Source organism: Stenotrophomonas sp. (genome assembly GCF_032061965.1).
In the GTDB taxonomy this organism is placed as follows: domain Bacteria; phylum Pseudomonadota; class Gammaproteobacteria; order Xanthomonadales; family Xanthomonadaceae; genus Stenotrophomonas.
In genome coordinates, this window is the sequence record NZ_DAMBEF010000019.1 from 1 (window position 1) to 18,616 (window position 18,616).

Sequence of the window (18,616 nt, forward strand, 5' to 3'; positions counted from 1 at the left end):
CTCGGCAGAGGCCCCACCAGCAATGCCACTGTAGTGCCGAGCCATGCTCGGCAGACGCCCCACCAGCAATGCCACTGTAGTGCCGAGCCATGCTCGGCAGAGGCCTTACCAGTAAAGCCCAAGCCGAGCATGGCTCGGCGCTACAAAACCCGGCTCAGCGCATTGCCTTGGCATGGTGTGCGATGTGCTCACCGATGAAGCTGCTGATGAAGTAATAGCTGTGGTCGTAACCCGGCTGCACGCGCAGCTCCAGCGGATGCCCTGCGGCTTCACATGCAGCCTGCAGCAACTGCGGGCGCAACTGGTTCTCCAGGAACTCATCCGCGCCGCCCTGGTCGATCAGCAGCGGCAACTTTTCCTGCGCGCGCGCCACCAACTCCGTGGCGTCATAAGCCTTCCACAGCTCACGGTCCTCACCCAGATAGGCCGCAAATGCCTTCTGCCCCCACGGCACCTGCGACGGCGCCACGATCGGCGAGAACGCCGACACGCTGCGGTAGCGGCCCGGGTTCTTCAAGGCAATGGTCAGTGCACCATGCCCGCCCATCGAATGCCCGCTGATTGCACGCACGTCGCTGGCCGCCGGATCCGCCTCAACCCAGGCCGGCAGCTCTTCCACGATGTAGTCGTACATGCGGTAGTGCCGTGCCCAGGGATCGCGCGTGGCGTTCACATAGAAGCCCGCTCCCTTGCCCAGGTCATAGCCCTCGGCATCGGCGACCGATTCACCACGCGGGCTGGTATCCGGCACCACCAGAATGATGCCGTGCTCGGCCGCGTAACGCTGTGCACCGGCCTTGGTGATGAAGTTCTGCTCGGTGCAGGTCAGGCCGCTGAGCCAATACAGCACCGGGCACGGGCCGTGCTCGGCCTGCGGCGGCAGGTAGACACCCACCGTCATCTCGCAGCCCAGCACCTTGGATTCGTGCCGGTAAACGTCCTGCCAGCCGCCGAAGCAGGCGCGGTGTTCGAGTCGTTGCATGGTTTGGAATCCTTTCTTGCTGGTTGCTGGATGCTGTGCGACGGAGCGGCGCCGACTTCGCGGCTTATGCCGTTCCTGCACGCGCTTGTATCAGTAGTGGATGACCGAGCGGATCGACTTGCCTTCGTGCATCAGGTCGAAGGCTTCGTTGATCTTGTCCAGTTCCATCGTGTGGGTGACGAACGGCGCCAGTTCGATATCGCCCTTCATCGCATCCTCCACCATGCCCGGCAGCTGGCTGCGACCCTTCACGCCGCCGAATGCCGTGCCCAGCCACTTGCGGCCGGTCACCAGTTGGAACGGGCGGGTCGAGATTTCCTGCCCGGCGCCAGCAACACCGATGATCACGCTCTGGCCCCAGCCACGGTGCGCACATTCCAGCGCCGCACGCATCACGTTGGTGTTGCCGATGCACTCAAAGCTGTGGTCCACGCCCCAGCCGGTCATTTCAACGATGACCTGCTGGATCGGCTTGTCGTGGTCCTTCGGGTTGACGCAATCGGTGGCGCCAAACTGCTTGGCCAGCTCGAATTTTGACGGGTTGGTATCGATGGCGATGATGCGGCCGGCCTTGGCCTGGCGCGCGCCCTGGATAACCGCCAGGCCAATACCGCCCAGACCGAACACGGCAACGCTGTCGCCTTCGGCCACCTTTGCGGTGTTGTGCACGGCGCCGATGCCGGTGGTGACGCCGCAGCCCAGCAGGCAGACGTGCTCCGGGTTGGCGTCCGGATTGACCTTGGCCAGCGAGACTTCGGCCACCACCGTGTACTCGGAGAAGGTCGAGCAGCCCATGTAGTGGTAGATCGGCTCCCCGTTGTACGAGAAGCGGCTGGTGCCGTCCGGCATCACGCCCTTGCCCTGGGTAGCGCGCACCGACGTACACAGATTGGTCTTGCCGCTCTTGCAGAACAGGCACTCGCCGCACTCGGCGGTATACAAGGGAATCACGTGATCACCCGCCTTCACCGACGTGACGCCCTCACCCACCTCGACCACGATGCCAGCGCCTTCATGGCCCAGCACGCAGGGGAACAGGCCTTCCGGATCGTCACCCGACAACGTGAAGGCATCGGTATGGCAGACACCGGTATGGGTGATCTTGACCAGCACCTCGCCGGCTTTCGGCGGCGCGACATCAATCTCGACAATCTGCAACGGCTGGCCCGGGCCAAAGGCGACGGCGGCACGTGATTTCATGACTTTCTCCTGCGGAAATGACGAAGGACGGCGCAACGCACCGACCAGAATTATTTGAGATAGGAACGGATCAGGCTGGACATCTCGGCAACACGCGTAGCGCGCTGCGCATCGGAGCGCGCAGGCTGGCCGAACTCCTCGCGCAGGTGGGCTTCCATCACCTCGGACATCAGCCCATTGACCGCACCACGGATGGCCGCGATCTGCTGCAGCACCGGGTTGCAATCGGCACCGGCCTCCAGGGCACGCTCCAGCGCATCGCACTGGCCACGGATGCGCTTGACCCGGGCCAGGACCTTTTTCTTCTCTTCAGGGGAATGCGGCATGCCAGCGCCCAATATCCTGTACTGGGGGATAGTATATTTGGACTGCGGGACGAATGCCATTCGGCTGCGGAATGTACGGATAGCCATAGTCAGTGCCTCATGTACGGACCATGGCTAATAGTGGGTGTACAGACTATGGCTGATGCCCTCTACGAGGGCCCTAGCAACGGACGCAGGTCCTGCGGTCCAGAATGGGGGCGAATCTATTCCGTTCCGCGGCACCACTGATCGCTTCCGGCCAGGAGCGGACGTCAAACCATCAGTGAAGCCATTGATGTGATCAGCTAACGTCGGCAGCAAATCGGGCGGACATCAATCTTGCAAAAGCGATAGCGAGCCAAAGGGTCTTTACCATCCCAATCAGGGGGCATGCGTTTTATTAGCGAACCGGAACCGTCGGCCAATCGCGCCTTGAGCAATTCATCTTCCTTCTCCGTCAGCCACGCGAGCGCCGTTGAGGCTCGGATGATCTTGACGACAAGAGCGATACGAGGATTACCTGGAAATCCATCGAGTGCGCCGGGCTTGGCTATTACGGCCGCCATCTCTTCATCGAGCCGTTCCTTTGCCTCTGCCAATGACTCTGCAGAGTACGGGGTTGAAAGGGCGGCGACAATCTCATCGCGTATGCACGTGACTGGAATCGCATGTTCCTTGCGCAGCCCACATCCTTCCCATGTTCCTCCGTTAGTCACACATACCTTTAGAGCCTCCACGCTCGCGTATGGCACGCCATTCTTTCCAGTGAGAGTGTCTGTTGCTCTTCGCACTGCAAAAAGTAGTACGGCTCGCGTTGCAGTTGTACCGGGCATGTGCTCGATGAGCTGAGCTATGGTGGCGCAGTACCAGTAGAAGTGCACCATCTCACTTGCAGTAGACATCAGTAAGACCTCGTTTTTCACTCTGGGCTGTATCAGGAAGTTAATTCGTCAGAGCACGGCCAGGCGCGGTCGGTCGCAGCAGGTACCAAGACCGAACCGCGAAGCGGCTTCGGCTTGAATTGCCTGCCAGGTGCCCGCCGCGGGGTCATATCTGATCTTGCGTGCGTTCCACTCTTGAGCCAAACCTCTGCCACAGACGACATGCTCATCTACCTCCATCTCAGCATCCCAGTCGATCACTCTGTCGGTCTGGTCGATGCAAACTAGCTAGTACGTACCGATGCCGTCGTCTCCGAGCACCACTGATCGTTGGATCAAGTCGGGGAAGTAGCGTTCTCCGCGTAACCAAACATTTGTCTCGATATTGAATAGGGGCGGCCCACGCACAGTAGCGACATCTTCCGCAGCAGCAGAATGAAAACACATGCCTGCCTATTCCTCCCGCGCCCAACGTGACAGATCCTGCTTGATCTTGTCCATGCCTTGCCACGGGTCCTTGCGACGCCGCCTGAGTGTGGCCGGGACGTCGCGAAGCGTGAATACGTCGGCCGCTTCCAGCTTCCCCAACGCCGCCCACGCCAAAGGCATCGCCACGGGCGCGCCGGGCCGCGCGCGCAACGAATAGGACGCTACGGCGGTGGCGCCCCGACCGTTGCGCAGGTAGTCCACAAAAATACGCCTATTGCGCAGGCGCTTGCTCGCCGTGGCGAGGAATCGGTCAGGCTGCGACTGCGCCAACGCCTCCGCAAAGCTGCGTGCAAAACGCTTGGTCAAGTCCCAGTCGCAGCCGGGGCTCAGTGGCACCACGACATGCAGACCTTTACCGCCGGATACCCTTAGGAATGACTCCAGCTCCAAGCCTTCAAGCAGCTTGCGGATGTCTCGCGCAGCCTGTTTGACCTCAATGAAAGGAACGCCGCTGCCTGGGTCCAGATCGAACACGATGCGATCCGCGCGTTCGGCGGCCCACGCATGCGATCCCCATGGATGGAATTCCAGCGCGTTGAACTGCACCAGTTCCATCAGGCCCGCGACATCTTCCACCACCAGATAGTCGGCGTTGGCACCGGATTCTTCCTTCAACCTCACCGTGGACACACGCTCGAATCCAGCGGACAGGTGCTTCTGGAAGAAGCACGCCTTGCTGATACCCGATGGGCAACGCACCACCGAAAGCGGCCGTCCTGCGATCTCTGGAAGTAGCTCATCCGCGACGGCCAGGTAGTACTCCCACACCTCCTTCTTGGTGGCCTTGATGTCCGGGAAAACCACCTTGCTTGGGCTGGACAAGGTGGGTAATGCTGCAGCCTTCACCGTTGCGGACTTCCTGGGGGCGGCTTTCATGGTCTTGGCATCCTGGGTTGCCGCACTGAACCGGGGCGCGGCAGCGCTATCGCTATCACGCAGATCGGCCGTGGATTTGTCAGCGCGCAGCGCCTTGAATGAGGGCTGGCGCAGCAGTTCCTGGCGGCCAGTGCCGCGATAGAAAACCTCAACCACAAAGCGCGGCGGAAACCAGGTGGCTGCACGGAGTTCCGGATCGCTGACGGTGAGGCGAACCGATGGCTGCTTCATGCCATCGTTGTGCAGCTTTGCACTTACTTCGCGGATCAGCGCATCGTTGAAGCCCGTCCCCACCCGTCCTGCGTACACCCAACCATGCTCGGAGTCCGGACGCGCCAGCAATAAAGAACCAAATCCACTACGACTGCCTTTGGGAGCCGTATAGCCGACCACCGCGAACTCGTCGCTGCTCATCTGTTTGGTCTTGCGCCAGTCATCGCTGCGGCCGGGGTGATACGCCCCGCTCGCACGCTTTGAAATGATACCTTCAAAGCCATGTTCGCCTGCCAAGCGAAACGCGCTGTCGCCATCTCCGATCACATGCCCACTGAAGGACAGATGGCCTTCCGCCCCATCAAGCACTTCACGCAACAGCAGCTTGCGCTCTTCCAGTGGCGCACGCGTGATATTCACGCCATCCACGTAGAGCAGGTCGAACAGCACGTAGCTCAAGCGCGCCTGACGTTCACCTGACAACGTGGCTTGCAGCAAATTGAAATCGTCCGTGGTGCCTGCGCCCGCGATCAACTCACCATCCAGAGCTGCGGATTTGAGTGCCAGCGCCTCGACGGCTTCGCGGATTTCAGGCAGCCTTTCGGTCCATTCCAGCGCATTGCGTGACCACAGTTGCGCCTTCCCATCGGTCACTGTTGCCAAAATTCTGTAGCCATCCCACTTGATCTCATGCAACCACTGCTCTCCTTTCGGTGGTGCCCCCCCAAGCTTGGCCAACTGCGGTGAGTACCCAGTGGATGGCGCCGTTTGTTTGAAAGCGGCGGAAAGACCAAGCGCCCTGGTTGCCCATGCACGCGGTTTACGACGAACGCTGGCTACGCTGCTGTGCTTGCGCACGGTCTTCTTTCCAGCGCCTGCACGCTTCAGGTCTTCAGCCGGCGGCGCAACAACACCGCCCAGCAGATCGTCGGCCTCCAAGGTTCCTGCGTAGGCATCGTCGTCCTTGAACAGCAGCCACTGCGGCTGCTTGGCCGGTCTACCGGAACGCACCAGATGCCAGCCACCCTTGAGCTTGTCGCCAAAAAGCTCGAAGCGCAGATGACCGTCGATCAATTGCTGCTCGGCATCTCCCTCAGTGCACCAGACTCCTGAATCGAACTGCGCGACGTGCCCGCCGCCGTACTGTCCCTTGGGGATCTCCCCTTGGAAATCCGCATAATCCAAAGGGTGATCCTCAACCTCAACCGCCATGCGCTTCACCGCAGGGTCGTAACTTGGCCCCTTGGGCACCGCCCAGCTACGTAGCACCCCGCCCACCTGCAACCGGAAGTCGTAATGGCGACGACTGGCATGATGCAGCTGCACCACGAAGATGGCGCGCCGCCCGTCATCGCGCATCCCGCCCTTCGGTTCGCGGGTGCTGTCAAAACGACGCTTTCGTCGGTACTGCTGCAGGCTCATGCCAACGACCTCCGATCATGATGGTGACAGGCTGTTGCGTCGGAGCCAGGCCTGCAAGGCGGGCGATACGGCATCGTCCAATGGAAGCTGAAGCACATTGCAGGCATCCAAAGCGTCGCGCAGCGACGACAACGTGGGATGCACCCTCGCCGCCGGCCAGGTTTCAACCGCTCCAAGCTGAGCAACCAGATTCCGCTCCACGCCATCGAGCTGATCCCGCCATGGCTGCAGCTGCTCTCTTACCCAGGCGGATAGCCGCATGTGCACCGGGAAGCCCTGTGCAGCGAGCTCGTCACGCGCCTGCTGCAATTGCGTCGAAGCGCCGCGAAACCATTCGGTGTGGCCGCCGGCCCGCAAGGACACCGTGAGGGGCGCAGGGGCGCTGTGGCTACGCAGCTCTCGCTTCCAGCGTGTCTCCCACGCGCGGGCTTCGCGTGTGGTTTCCGCTTCCACCAGCCAGCCGGCTCCCAGCTCGAAAAAGTCGTAATACCTTGGCGAGAACGCCTGCAGCCGAACCAGAGGATCACGGGCGATTCCAAGCTTGGTGAAATCCTCCCCCGCGCGCGGGAACGCATACAGGAACGTCCGCCCGTGGGGCCCCGACCCAATACCATCCAGTGGCACGACCTGGCGTCTCACGTTGCGCCTTCACCTTGCGGACGTCTTGCGTGCGGAATTTTTGGGAGATTTTTTGGCCGCCTTGGCCGGCGACTTCTTCGCCGCCTTCTTGGTCGCCACCTTCTTCGCTGCCGGGGTGCGACGGTTGCTGTCGAGGCTTTTTTTCAGCAGCGTCATGAAATCCACTACGTTGGTAGTGGCATCTTCGTGTTCGGTCGCACCTTCATCGGCGATCCTGGTGGTAGCACCCTTTGCCTTGACGCGTTTCTTGATGATGGCTTCCAGCCGTGAACGAAACTCGTCGTGATATGCCTCCGGCTCCCAGTGGGCGGTCATGGAGCCGATGAGATCCTTGGCCATCTGCAACTCCTTGGGGGCGATGCGGTATTCGCTGGCCTTCCCCGCCGGCAGCTTGTAGTCACTGGGCTCCACCAGCTCCTGCGGGTAGCGCAGCATCATCAGCACCAGTGCGTCATCCTCGGGGACAACAGCGCAGAGATACTCGCGGGTGCGAATCACCACACGTGCTACACCCACCTTGCCGGTGCTCTTCAGGGTCTCACGCAAAAGTACATAGCCTTTTTCTGCCTTCTTGCCCGGCACAAGGATGTAAGGCTTCTCGTAGAAACGCATGCCGATCTCATCACGATCGACGAAGGCCTCCACGTCCACCGACTCATGTGTCTGCGGCGCAGCGGAGGCAATGTCCTCTTTTTCAACCACGACATAACTTCCCTTGTCGTACTCGAACGCCTTGACGATGTCCTTCCAAGGGACTTCTTCACCGGTATCCGCGTTGACCCTCTCAAAGCGGATGGGCTTCTTGTCCCGCGAGTCGAGCATTCGAAAACTCAGGTCGACGCGTCGCTCGCCCGACATCAACGAAACAGGGATATTCAATAGCCCAAAAGACAGCGTTCCGGTCCAGATAGGGCGTGCCATGGCGGCCCCCACGAAATGAGCAGTAACGTAAAGCTGGACATATCCGCCTAAAGCGCATGTGAAGAACCGTGTATTTACTCGCACATGCTCTTGTGGGGTCAGCTTTCACGAGGAGAATGCGAGCGTCAAAGGCGGCGTGAGTTGTACCTCGCCGGCACGCCCGCCATGAAAAACGTCACTGAATCAGGTCGAATCAAGGTCTATCCGACCGGTACGAATCGATTTTGGGGACGTGGGATTCAGCTAGCGAATGGTCACAACGGCCGTTGCCAGGGGACATATGGCACAGACAACCATGCACTCTGTTGTCCGGGGTGCATGAAGCCCTGCAGCCAATTGGGGGCATCAGCATTCATAGACGGTATTGACCTTCGCCTCAATACGTAACATCATTTGTTACATGAAAAAAGACAGCCGACTTTCAGCCGTTCTCCATGCCTTGCTTCACATGGCCGAACGCACCGAGCCAATGACCTCGGACGAACTGGCGCTGTGTTTGGGCACGAACCCCGTCGTCGTCCGACGAACCATGGGGCTACTGCGCGAAGCAGGGCTCGTTGCTTCCACGCGGGGGCATTCGGGTGGTTGGCACATCACCGCCGATCTGTCCAAAGTGAGCCTGCGCCAACTGCACGAAGCGCTGGGCGAACCTACGTTGTTGGCTACAGGAAACCGGCAGGAGAACCCCGCCTGCCTGGTCGAGCAGGCGGTGAACTCTGCCCTCAATGACGCTTATAACGAAGCCGAGGCGCTGCTCCTTGAGCGCTTGGCATCGGTGTCGCTGGCGGACCTTGCGGCTGACTTTTCACGCCGACACAAGCAACATCTGAAGAAGGCAGCGCCATGAAAAATTACGACGTCATCGTTGTGGGCGGCAGCTATGCGGGTATGGCGGCTGCATTGCAACTTGTACGCGCGCGGCGCAGCGTGCTGGTCATCGACGCGGGCAAACGGCGTAACAGGGCAGCCTTGCACTCGCACGGGTTTCTCTCCCAGGACGGTGTAGATCCTGCGGTAATCGCCAGCACAGCACGAGCGCAGCTGGAGCGCTACCCGACATTGTCTTGGGTTGATGACCTTGTAGTGAAAGCATCGGGATCGCGCGATGCTTTCACCGTCGAGCGGGCGGGTGGCGATATCCATGGTGCTCGCCGGCTGCTGCTGGCAACCGGCGTCTCAGACATATTGCCGGCGGTGCATGGTTTGGCTGAGCGTTGGGGAACAAGCGTCTTCCACTGCCCCTACTGTCATGGATATGAATTGGATAGGGGACGGATCGGCGTGATCGCCGCCAGCCCCTTGTCTGTCCACCAGGCGCAGCTACTTCCGGAGTGGGGATCCGTCACGTTCTTTACCAATGGCGTGCTGGAGCTGGATGAGGCGTCACAACAGGATCTCTCGATGCGAGGCGTAGAGGTAGAGACTGCCCGCATCGATAGAATCGAGGGGCATGCCGAAGTGATGATGGCAGATGGCAGGCAGCTCAGCTTCGCCGGTCTCTTTACCGCCCCGAAGAACGCACCATCCACTTCGATAGCGGAAGATCTGGGGTGCGTTCTTGCCGACACGCCGATGGGCACGCAGATCCAGACCAGCGATAGCAAGGAAACCAATATCGCTGGCGTCTTCGCATGTGGCGATGTCGCGCGGGTTCCGCATTCTGTCTCCCTTGCCGTCGCAGACGGAGCATGGGCGGGCGCGCAGATACACCGCTCGCTGGTGTGGCCCGAAAACTAGTTGCGCCCAAATCGCCTGAGGTTGGACGCAAAGAGTGGCCCCCTCACCGCGTAGTCAACAACCCCTGCCCGCCTGCCCATTGGTTGATGTCATCCCGACGAATCGCGGCAGCCATCAAGCCGGGAAACGCATCTGGCGTGCAGGCGAATGACGGCACGCCCAGTGCTGCCAGCTTTGCCGCCAATGCATGGTCGTAGGACGGCGTGCCTTCGTCGCTAAGCGCCAGCAGCACGATGAACTGTACGCCGGCTTCCAGCAGCTCGCGCGCACGCGCCAGCAGGCCATTTTCCACGCCGCCTTCGTACAGGTCGGATATCAGCACCAGAATGGCGTTATGCGGTTCGCGGATGCTGCTCTGGCAATAGCTGACGGCGCGATGGATGTCGGTGCCACCGCCCAGTTGCACGCCGAACAGCAGGTCCACGGGGTCATCGAGCTGTTCGCTCATGTCCACTACTTCGGTGTCGAATACCACCAGGCGCGTGGATACCGCCGGCAGCGACGCCATCACCGCGCCGAAGATACTGGAGTACACCACCGACGCCGCCATTGAGCCGCTCTGGTCGATGCACAGCAGAATCTCGCGCTGCGGCTTGCGTGCCTTGCGCCCGTACCCCACCAGCTCCTGCGGCACCACGGTGCGCAACTCGGGCTGCCAATGCCGCAGATTGCTGCGGATGGTACGGTGCCAATCGATCTCGGCAAGGCGCGGTCGGCGATTGCGGCGGGCACGGTCGAGCGCGCCACTGACGGCCGAGCGCATCGGTTCTTCCAGTTGCCGCAGCAGGTCTTCCACCACCTTGCGCACGACCAGCCGCGCCGTCTGTTTGGTCTCTGCGGGAATCACGCGGCTCAGGCCGATCAGGTTGGCCACCATGTGCACATCCGGCTGCACCTGCTCCAACATTTCCTTTTCCAGCAGCATCTGGGTGAGATCCAGACGTTGCAGGGCGTCGCGCTGCATCACCTGCACCACGGACGACGGAAAATAGCGGCGGATGTCTCCCAGCCACCGCGCGACATTGGGCGAGGACGCACCGCGCCCGCCGCGCCGGCCCAGGCCACCGGGGCTATCGGGCTCGTACAAGGCCGCCAGCGCCTGATCCAGGCCCTGCAGGTCCTTGGGCAGCGCGCCGCAGCTATTGTCGGCTTGCTGGCCCAGGATCAAGCGCCAGCGCTGTTGCCGCGTGGTGGCGGCGATATCCAGTGTCTCGGGGGCATCACTCATGCGGGTAGTCCCAACAGTTCACGCAACATGGGAAGCGCGCGTTCGGCGCGGGCCGGGTTCCAATCCGGGACCAGTGCGGCCACCGCCTTCTCGACGGGCGCCTGTTGCACGCGGCTGCCCAGATCACGGCGGTCGGCCGGCTCGAAGGTCGCAAACGTGCGCCGCACCAGCGGCAACACGCGCACCAGCTGCGCCTCATCCAATGCCATCACCCACGCGTCGATCATCTGCCACACCGCGTCGTCATGCAGCAGCACGGTGGCGTTGCGGTTGAGGAAGCCGTCCAGCCATTGCGCGGACTGCAGCGGTTCGGCGCCGGGTGACAGCTCCTGCTGTAACTGCACGTGTACGACGTCTGGCGCAGCGGTCTGCGTATCGAACAGTAGACGCAGCGCGACGCCGCGCAACAGTGCGCTGCACGACGGCGACATGGCTACCCGCTGCAAGGCCTGTTGCCATGCCGCGCTGCCGTCGGCATCGTTGCGCAGGCTGATGGCGCGGTCGGCATCCAATACAACGGTTCGCGCCTGCTCGGCGCGTGTCTCGTCCAGGCTGGACAATGCCAACGTTAGTCCTATGACCGCGCGCTCCAGCATGCTGTCAAACAGATGTGCGACCTGTACACCCTCGGTTTGGCGCACATTGCCGTAGCGGTGGATGTTCGCCAGCGGCGGCAATGCGCCGAGCAGCGCCAACGGGTCGGCATCGGTGGCGGCGCGCGCCTCCAATTCGGCCGCGATAACACGCACGGCATCAGGCAGGTCGGCCAGCAACACCTGGTCAACCAGGGCAGAAAGTTCGGGCAGGTCTTCGGCCGCTCGTGCCTGGCTGATGGCCTTGCTGGATGCCGCGTCCAGCAGCGTCTGGCCATGACGACTGGCTTCCACCAGATCAACCAGGAATTGCGGCTGCCATGCCAGCTGCCAGACTTCGTGGAAGGTGCCGCGTGCGGAATGCCCGGTGCGCGACAGGCGGCCCCAGCCAATGCCCAACAATTGCAGGCGGTGCAGCAAGTGGCTGCGGGCAAGGTCATTGTCCTTGCGCAGATCCAGGTCCAGGGTCTTTTCAAGTGCTTCGGGCTTGAGCCGCAGCCGCTTCTGCTGCGCCTCCAGATCCCGCTGCAATGGAACCACCGGCACGCTCGCCGGCACCTGCCCCAGCGCATCGCCCACCATCAGGCGTTCACGGATCAAGCGCATCGGCGCATCGTCGCCATTGCAAATGACCGCTAGGCTGGCCTCGCCAATGTCATCAAGCCCCGGGGCCGGTCGGCCGCGCAGTGCCGCCAGGGTATCGGCCAGGCGCGTTGCTTCGATCAGATGCGCCGACGAGCAGTCCAAACCGTGCTCGCGCAATAGCCGCCCTACCCGCGCATACCAGCCAACGGCACGCTGGGTGTGGTCGCCGGCGTTGCGCCACAGGAAGTCGTACCAGCCGGGGGCATTCACGCCTGCGCCATAGCCGCTTTCCACGCTCAGGTGTCGATACGTCCACGGCACCCAGGTACTCTGCGTCTTGCGTTTGGGCATGCCTTTCAGCAGACGGTTGTCCGCCGCGGCGCTGTTGCTGCGCAATGCCGACGGCTGCAGCGCCGGCACATGCCACGCACCACAGACCACGGCAATGCGTTGGAATTCCTTGCAGGCGGCACGCAGTGCGGCCCGCATATGCGCCTCGCGCACGGCCTCATGCTCGCCGCGCAGGCCGGGATGCTCGGGGGTACGCTCACGCACCGCGGCCATGGCATCGGCGATGGCGTCAAACAGGCCCTGGCCGTCACCGCGCTCTTCGACCATGTGGTTCCACCAGGTCTCGCCGTCGGCGTGACCGGCCGCACGCGCCAACCAATCCAACGGGTCGGCCGGCCGCCCCTGTTCGTCGTCATCGATACCACTGACGGCGGCTGCGTCCGGCTCTGCTTCGACGTCGGTCGCAGCCTCAGGTTCAGTCGCTGCGGCCAACGGCACGTCGTCCAACGCATCAGGCACATCGGCAACGCCTACGGGCGCATTACCCGCCCGCGCCTGGGCCTGCCATTCCAGCGTCAACGCCGGCGGCACATCCATGAAACGCACCGGTACGCTGTTGCGCAGCGCCCACGCCATCGCCTGCCACTCCGGGGAGTACAGCGCGTAGGGATGGAATACGGCCAGCTGCGGATCGTCCACGCCATAGGACAGCAGCGCCACCGGCGGCTGCATGTCCGCATCCACTACGTGCGCCAGCAGCGCCTCGGTACCGGCCGGCCCCTCGATCAATACGCAATCCGGCTGCAACGCCTCCAGCGCGGCCAGCAGGCTGCGTGCGCAGCCCGGGCCGTGGTGACGAATGCCGAACAGGGAGATGCCTTCACTCATTGGCGCCGGCCTGATCAGACGTGTTCGCGGAATGCGCGGTACAGGTCCTTCCACTCATCGCGTTCCTTCACCACCGTCTCCAGGTATTCCTTCCACACCAGGGCGTCCTGCACGGGGTCCTTCACGATCGCACCGATCATGCCGGCCGCCATGTCACCCGGGCGCAGCACGCCGTCGCCGAAGTGGCCGGCCAGCGCCATGCCATTGTTGATCACCGAGATGGCCTCGGCCGTGGACAGCGTAGCGGTGGGGCTTTTCAGCTTGGCCTTGCCGTCTTCGGTAACGCCATTGCGCAACTCGCGGAAAATGCGCACCACACGCGCGACTTCCTGCAGTGCCGGCGGCTCGGCCGGCAAGTCCAGCGCGACGCCCATTTCGCCGACGCGCTTGAGCACGATCGCCACCTCATCTTCCTCGCTGGAAGGCACCGGCAGAATCACCGTATTGAAGCGGCGCTTCAGCGCGCTGGACAGTTCATTGACGCCCTTGTCGCGGTTGTTGGCGGTAGCGATCACGCTGAAGCCGCGCACGGCCTGCACTTCGCTGCCCAGCTCCGGCACTGGCAGGGTCTTTTCCGAAAGCACGGTGATCAGCGCATCCTGTACATCGGCCGGAATGCGGGTCAGTTCTTCGATACGCGCGATCTTGCCCAGGCGCATGGCATTCATCAGCGGGCTTGGCACCAAGGCCTTCTCGCTCGGCCCGTTGGCCAGTAGCTGGGCGTAGTTCCAGCCATAGCGGATCTGTTCCTCGCTGGTGCCGGCGGTGCCCTGCACCAGCAAGGTGGAATCACCGCTGATCGCGGCGGTCATATGCTCGGACACCCAGGACTTGGCCGTGCCCGGTACGCCAAACAGCAGCAGCGCCCGGTCGGTGGCGATGGTGGCCACCGCGATTTCCATCAGGCGACGGTCACCGATGTACTTGGGGCTGATGACGAAACCGTTCTCCAGCGTGCCACCCACCAGATAGGTCACTACCGCCCAGGGCGACATGGTCCAGTTGGCCGGGCGCTGGCGGTTGTCCTGGCGGCGAAGCTCTTCCAGTTCTTCGGCGTATTGGTGTTCGGCGTGCTGGCGCAGGACGGCAGTGGTCATAGGGGCTCCAGTGAAAGGCTTTGATAATCAGAATGTGGAATGCAGCGTCTGCCGCGTGGCCAGCAGCTGGCGGGCCTGTTGCAGGCAATCGAGCATCGCTTCGGTCGCTTCGGTGGGCGCGTCGGCAATCTGCACGCGCGCCAAGGCCGATGGATGCAGCACGGCCAGCAGCTCCAGCAGCGGTTCCCGCTGGTAGTAGTCGTAGCGCAGGGACGGGTCGCCAAACTGCTGGCCCAACCCGGCCGCCAGCTGCTGCGAATAGGCTGCACTCAAGGTCTGGCCCGGGCCGGTACTGGCCAATACGTCGCCCAGGATGCCTTGCTGGTGCAGTTCCTTGACCGTGGTCGGCCAATGCCGCTCGCGCTGCGCTGCCGGCAGCATGGCCAGCAACTCGCCCAAGCGCAGCTGCCGTTGTTCCGTCGCGATCAGGGCTTCCACCCAGTCCGGCGCAGCAGGCCCCACGCGTTCCATCCAGGCGCGCAGCAGGGCGTCGTACCAATCGGTACCGCGCGCCCACGCCAGCACCTGTTCCGGGGTCTTTTCCAGTGTCTGGCACCACCAGGCCAGCGGCAGTTGCCGGGCAATCTGGTAAAGCCACCACGCGCGCTCGCCCAGCAGATCACTGTTCGGGCGCTTGCCATCAATGGCAGCGTCGGACCAACCTGCAGCCGCAACAGTGGGGGCATCCAACGCCCAGCTCATGCGGCGCAGCAGGCCGCTACGCTGCTGCTGCAACAATCCAAGCATCTGCGCCCGCACATACTGCGCATGCGGCGTGTCGGACAGCTGCGCCAGCATCGGCCCGACCAACATGCGGACCTCGCGGCTGCGATCCTTCAACAGTGGCTGCAGCAGCCCGGCGTCGCCGTCACTCAGCTGCGGCTGCAGTGCGGCGACGAAATCCTGCCGTTCGCGCGCGGAAAGGTCCTTCAGCGTGCCTTGCAGCCGCAACCGTGCGTTTTCTGCGTCCTGCGCACGTAACTTCTGAAAGGCATCGACGCGTGCATCGGCGCTGCCTTCATTCCACACCTGCTCCAGATCCGCCGCCGCACTTGCTGCCGTCGTTGTCTGTATCGCGTAACTCCAATCAGGATTACAGGCGGCCAACCAACGGCCACGCACACCCAGCACCGGCCGCAACGCGGAGCGCAGTACGTTCAAGCGCGCGCCGGCATCCAGCGCCTGTGGCAACACGGCGACCGGCAGATGCCGACCGTGGCTGGCGAGCTGCAGGCAGGCTTCGTGGCGGGTGCGCTTCATCCACTGCGGCGGCATGCCACTACTGAACAAGGCCTTCAACAATGGCAGCCAGGCATGATCCGCCGGCATCACCAGGGGATCGTCCTGTGCCACCGGCGGCATCTGCACCGGTGCGGCCATGCGCAGGGCGGCGCGGCGACATGCTGCCAACACACCGACTTGCTGGCTGTAGGCCAGCGCCGCATCGTCCTGCGCCGCCAACGAAGCCAGCACCTGCCCCAATGCGCCCTCCGCGGCAATCACCTGCGGGCGGTCTATGCCCAGCAGCGCCGGCTTCAACCAGAGATCGTTCATGCCGCGCTCCTTTCCCAACGATCACCTTGTGCATTCCATGCAGATAGCGGCAGCAGCGACTGACCATCCCATTCGCCCATCACGCACAGTGGGTGGCCGCCGGCAAACGCCAGCAGGGCCCAGCCCTGCGCAGGGCCCACCTGCAGTGCCAACGTGCCCTCGGCGTGTTGCAACCAGCCGTGGCGACCATCGTGGGTCACATGGACCTCACGCAGGTGCATGGGGATCTGCCCGAGCCAAGGGTTGTTTGCATGCCCCAGGGCCGCGGTATCAAGGGTGTCGTCCTGCGGCGGTGCGCTGCTGGACTCCGCAGCGGGGCCCATCTCACCGGCTACCGCGCGCAGCGGTACGGTGCCGGCATGGAAATGCAAGCTGCCCGCGTACACGTGGCCCGTGCGCCAATGCTGCTCCCAGCCACGCCCACTGTGGCTGTAGTCCTGCAGCAGCGCTGCACGCCCACTGTCCAGACCCAGCAACCATACGCGGCGTTCAAGCAGGTTGCCGGCCTGTTCCAACAGGTGTTGCCCCTGCACATACCAGCGATCGTGTAGCGCCTCGCCCTCGCGTAGCACCACCTCACGTTCAACCGGCCAACCCAGGGCAGCGCGCAGATCCGCCTGTCGCGCCACGCCGAAGGCGTCAAATCGTGGGACCGCCTGCGTCAGCAACTGCAACAGGCCCAGGCGTTCGCCCAGTTCCGCCAGATCGGCCACGCCGCGCCCACCATCACCCAACGCCTGTTCCAGCTGGCTCGCCAGTCCAGGGGCCTGTGCGTCGACCATGCGCGCCATCATGCGCCGCGCGTCCTGCTCGAAACCCGCCCCAAGATTGGCCAGGCCTTGCCTGAACTGGTCGGCGATCCAACGTTGCAGCTCGGCCGCGCCCGCCTGCATGCGCGTCCAACGCGCCTGCTCGCGCTTGGCGGTGGCCGCCGCCTGCACTTGCGGATCCGGCGGCGGGGCGGTTGCGGCGGAGTCAGCGGCCGCCTCCTTGCGGGCGGCGCGGTCGCGTCGACCCTGCATCCATTCCTCTACCCAGGCTGGGCGCGGTTGCGATACGCAGCGCGGGTTGCCGTCGGCGTACAGCATCAGCAGCGCCAAGCCATGCTTGCAGGGAAATTTGCGACTGGGGCAGGAACAGCGACTGACCAGCGCAAGCAGATCCACCTGGGTCTGGTAAGGCTTGGCTCCGCTGCCCTGGCATTCACCCCACAGCGCATCGGCGTCGGCGCCAAGCAGGCCCCATTTTCCGTCCGTGGCCAGCCCTCCGGCCGCCTTGCTTGACGATGCATCAGGTGCAAGCGCGAGCACCTGCTCGCGCGTGAGTCGCACTTCCATATCCGTACTCACATCAGGTCCGGCAAGATCATAGCCGAGGTTGGGTTACAACCTGCAGCTCGGTCACGGACCTGTATTAGAAAGACGGCGTCCTCATGCGATCAGGCCGTCGCCATCGCCCCAGATCAAGGCCTCCAATACTTCACATTGCCATCACTCGAACTGATCGGCCCTCGGTTCACAGCCGCGTCTCCAACTCAAGCGGACGCCTGGTCCCGTTTGCTATTGGGCAGGCATCTGCACGTTGAGGAGAAGATCATCTTGCCCGCGACAGGAATCGCTCCAGCAAGCTCAGGGAATACCAATCCCGCGAAGCCACTGAAGCGCATCATCGGTCCAGCGATCGGCATCCTTTCCCTGCTTCCTGACACCAAACGCATGCCCGCCTGTTTCGTACAGCTTGAGCTCAACGCTGCCCCCAGCACGCTTCAGGGCCCTCTCATATACCTGGGAATAATAGGAAGGATCGACCGGATCATCCTTGGCATGTATCAGCAGGGTTGGCGGGACAGCGCTTGAAACTTCGATATCCGTATTCAGCTCCTGCGCCGCAATGGATCTTGGGGTCTTGTTCTTGTGTTCCATCGTCAGATGCCCTGGATACACGGGTATCGCGAAGTCGGGACGACGACTGACTTCATCGACATCATCGATTGCGTCATACGATCGGTGCGCGAAAGCCGTCGACGAAAGAACGGCCAGGTTTCCTCCCGCCGAGAAGCCCATGACACCGATCCTGTCAGGGTCCAGGCCATATGCTTCCGCGTTGTAACGCACAAGCGAGATGGCCCGCTGCGCATCCTGCAAGGCCATGGGGATCTCTGGCTGCTCGTGCCGCCTGGTCACGCTGTTCCAGTTGCACCCGGTGTTTGGCACGCGGTACTTCACCAGGATGCAGGTGATACCCGAATCGGTCAGCCACTTGCAGACATCAGCACCGTACAAGCCAAGCGTACTGCTGGGGCCTATGGCCAGCGCCTTGTAGCCACCGCCCGGGAAAACCAGGATCGCAGACCGTGACGTGTTGACCTTCGGCGAATAGACGAGATACGTCGGGCGCGTCCACGCCCATGTCTCGTGGGCAAGCGCCTTTATCCCATCCTGAAGGACCTGCGAGCCTTCTGGCCACAGTGCAACCTCTTGCGAGTAGTTGATGACCGGTTCGGCTTGGATGGTAGCGCTTGCTCGCTGCATTGCCTCCGCCCGGCGCTGCTCGAGATCCGGACCATCGGCGGCGATGGCGTTGGCGAATGGGATCCACAGAGCCACGGCGTACAACAGGGCGGTGAGGGGATTTGGCACGCGAACCTCCTTTATTGCGGGAGCCGGGGATCGCAGTCGGCGCGTCGGGACTGCTTACCCGATGCGCCGAACAGGG

15 protein-coding genes are annotated in these 18,616 nt (G+C 62.8%); 2 read left to right on the forward strand and 13 right to left on the reverse strand.

Translation table 11 applies throughout. The features are described from left to right. Nucleotides 1-154: 154 nt before the first annotated feature. From fghA to RT460_RS11525, 7 genes are all read right to left on the reverse strand, one after another. Nucleotides 155-982, reverse strand: a complete 828-nt coding sequence (gene fghA, locus RT460_RS11495; RefSeq protein WP_313319094.1) for an S-formylglutathione hydrolase — start codon at nt 980-982, stop codon at nt 155-157. Between the two features lie 90 nt (nt 983-1,072). Next, a complete protein-coding gene (locus RT460_RS11500; protein ID WP_313319095.1) occupies nt 1,073-2,182 on the reverse strand; it encodes an S-(hydroxymethyl)glutathione dehydrogenase/class III alcohol dehydrogenase in 1,110 nt (369 codons plus the stop codon). Between the two features lie 50 nt (nt 2,183-2,232). Then, on the reverse strand, nt 2,233-2,508 hold the full coding sequence (locus RT460_RS11505) for a metal/formaldehyde-sensitive transcriptional repressor (protein WP_057627201.1): 276 nt from the start codon (nt 2,506-2,508) through the stop codon (nt 2,233-2,235). Between the two features lie 284 nt (nt 2,509-2,792). Next, nucleotides 2,793-3,410 carry a hypothetical protein gene (locus RT460_RS11510; protein ID WP_313319096.1) on the reverse strand — a complete coding sequence of 206 codons (618 nt, stop codon included), beginning with the start codon at nt 3,408-3,410 and terminating at the stop codon, nt 2,793-2,795. 411 nt (nt 3,411-3,821) lie between these two features. After that, the gene (gene ligD, locus RT460_RS11515; RefSeq protein ID WP_313319097.1) at nt 3,822-6,368 is read right to left on the reverse strand and encodes a DNA ligase D; all 2,547 of its coding nucleotides are present in this window, start codon (nt 6,366-6,368) and stop codon (nt 3,822-3,824) included. A 15-nt stretch (nt 6,369-6,383) separates the two neighbouring features. Next, entirely contained in the window at nt 6,384-7,007 is a 624-nt protein-coding gene (locus RT460_RS11520) for a GIY-YIG nuclease family protein (protein ID WP_313319098.1), read from the reverse strand. Between the two features lie 9 nt (nt 7,008-7,016). Beyond that, nucleotides 7,017-7,928: a Ku protein gene (locus tag RT460_RS11525; protein WP_313319099.1), complete on the reverse strand. Its 912-nt coding sequence runs from the start codon at nt 7,926-7,928 to the stop codon at nt 7,017-7,019. A gap of 400 nt (nt 7,929-8,328) precedes the next feature. On the opposite strand from RT460_RS11525, the gene RT460_RS11530 reads away from it, so the two are divergent. Together RT460_RS11530 and RT460_RS11535 are read left to right on the forward strand one after the other, a co-directional pair. Further along, nucleotides 8,329-8,775 carry an Rrf2 family transcriptional regulator gene (locus tag RT460_RS11530; protein WP_313319100.1) on the forward strand — a complete coding sequence of 149 codons (447 nt, stop codon included), beginning with the start codon at nt 8,329-8,331 and terminating at the stop codon, nt 8,773-8,775. After that, complete coding sequence (locus RT460_RS11535; protein ID WP_313319101.1) at nt 8,772-9,665, forward strand: NAD(P)/FAD-dependent oxidoreductase; 894 nt, start codon at nt 8,772-8,774, stop codon at nt 9,663-9,665. Before RT460_RS11530 ends, RT460_RS11535 begins: the two co-directional genes overlap by 4 nt. A 43-nt stretch (nt 9,666-9,708) precedes the next feature. Here the strand turns inward: RT460_RS11535 and RT460_RS11540 are convergent, their stop codons facing one another. The 6 genes from RT460_RS11540 to RT460_RS11565 all read right to left on the reverse strand — a co-directional run bounded on the left by RT460_RS11540 (nt 9,709) and on the right by RT460_RS11565 (nt 18,540). After that, nucleotides 9,709-10,893, reverse strand: a complete 1,185-nt coding sequence (locus RT460_RS11540; RefSeq protein WP_313319102.1) for a VWA domain-containing protein — start codon at nt 10,891-10,893, stop codon at nt 9,709-9,711. Beyond that, nucleotides 10,890-13,250 carry a DUF5682 family protein gene (locus tag RT460_RS11545; protein ID WP_313319103.1) on the reverse strand — a complete coding sequence of 787 codons (2,361 nt, stop codon included), beginning with the start codon at nt 13,248-13,250 and terminating at the stop codon, nt 10,890-10,892. Before RT460_RS11545 ends, RT460_RS11540 begins: the two co-directional genes overlap by 4 nt. Nucleotides 13,251-13,264: 14 nt before the next feature. Continuing rightward, nucleotides 13,265-14,347, reverse strand: coding sequence for an AAA family ATPase (locus RT460_RS11550; RefSeq protein ID WP_313319104.1), 1,083 nt, complete (start codon nt 14,345-14,347; stop codon nt 13,265-13,267). A gap of 27 nt (nt 14,348-14,374) precedes the next feature. Beyond that, a complete protein-coding gene (locus RT460_RS11555; RefSeq protein WP_313319105.1) occupies nt 14,375-15,901 on the reverse strand; it encodes a DUF5691 domain-containing protein in 1,527 nt (508 codons plus the stop codon). Continuing rightward, nucleotides 15,898-17,250, reverse strand: coding sequence for an SWIM zinc finger family protein (locus RT460_RS11560; RefSeq protein ID WP_313319106.1), 1,353 nt, complete (start codon nt 17,248-17,250; stop codon nt 15,898-15,900). Before RT460_RS11560 ends, RT460_RS11555 begins: the two co-directional genes overlap by 4 nt. 279 nt (nt 17,251-17,529) lie before the next feature. Next, on the reverse strand, nt 17,530-18,540 hold the full coding sequence (locus RT460_RS11565) for an alpha/beta hydrolase (protein WP_313319107.1): 1,011 nt from the start codon (nt 18,538-18,540) through the stop codon (nt 17,530-17,532). Nucleotides 18,541-18,616: the final 76 nt, after the last annotated feature.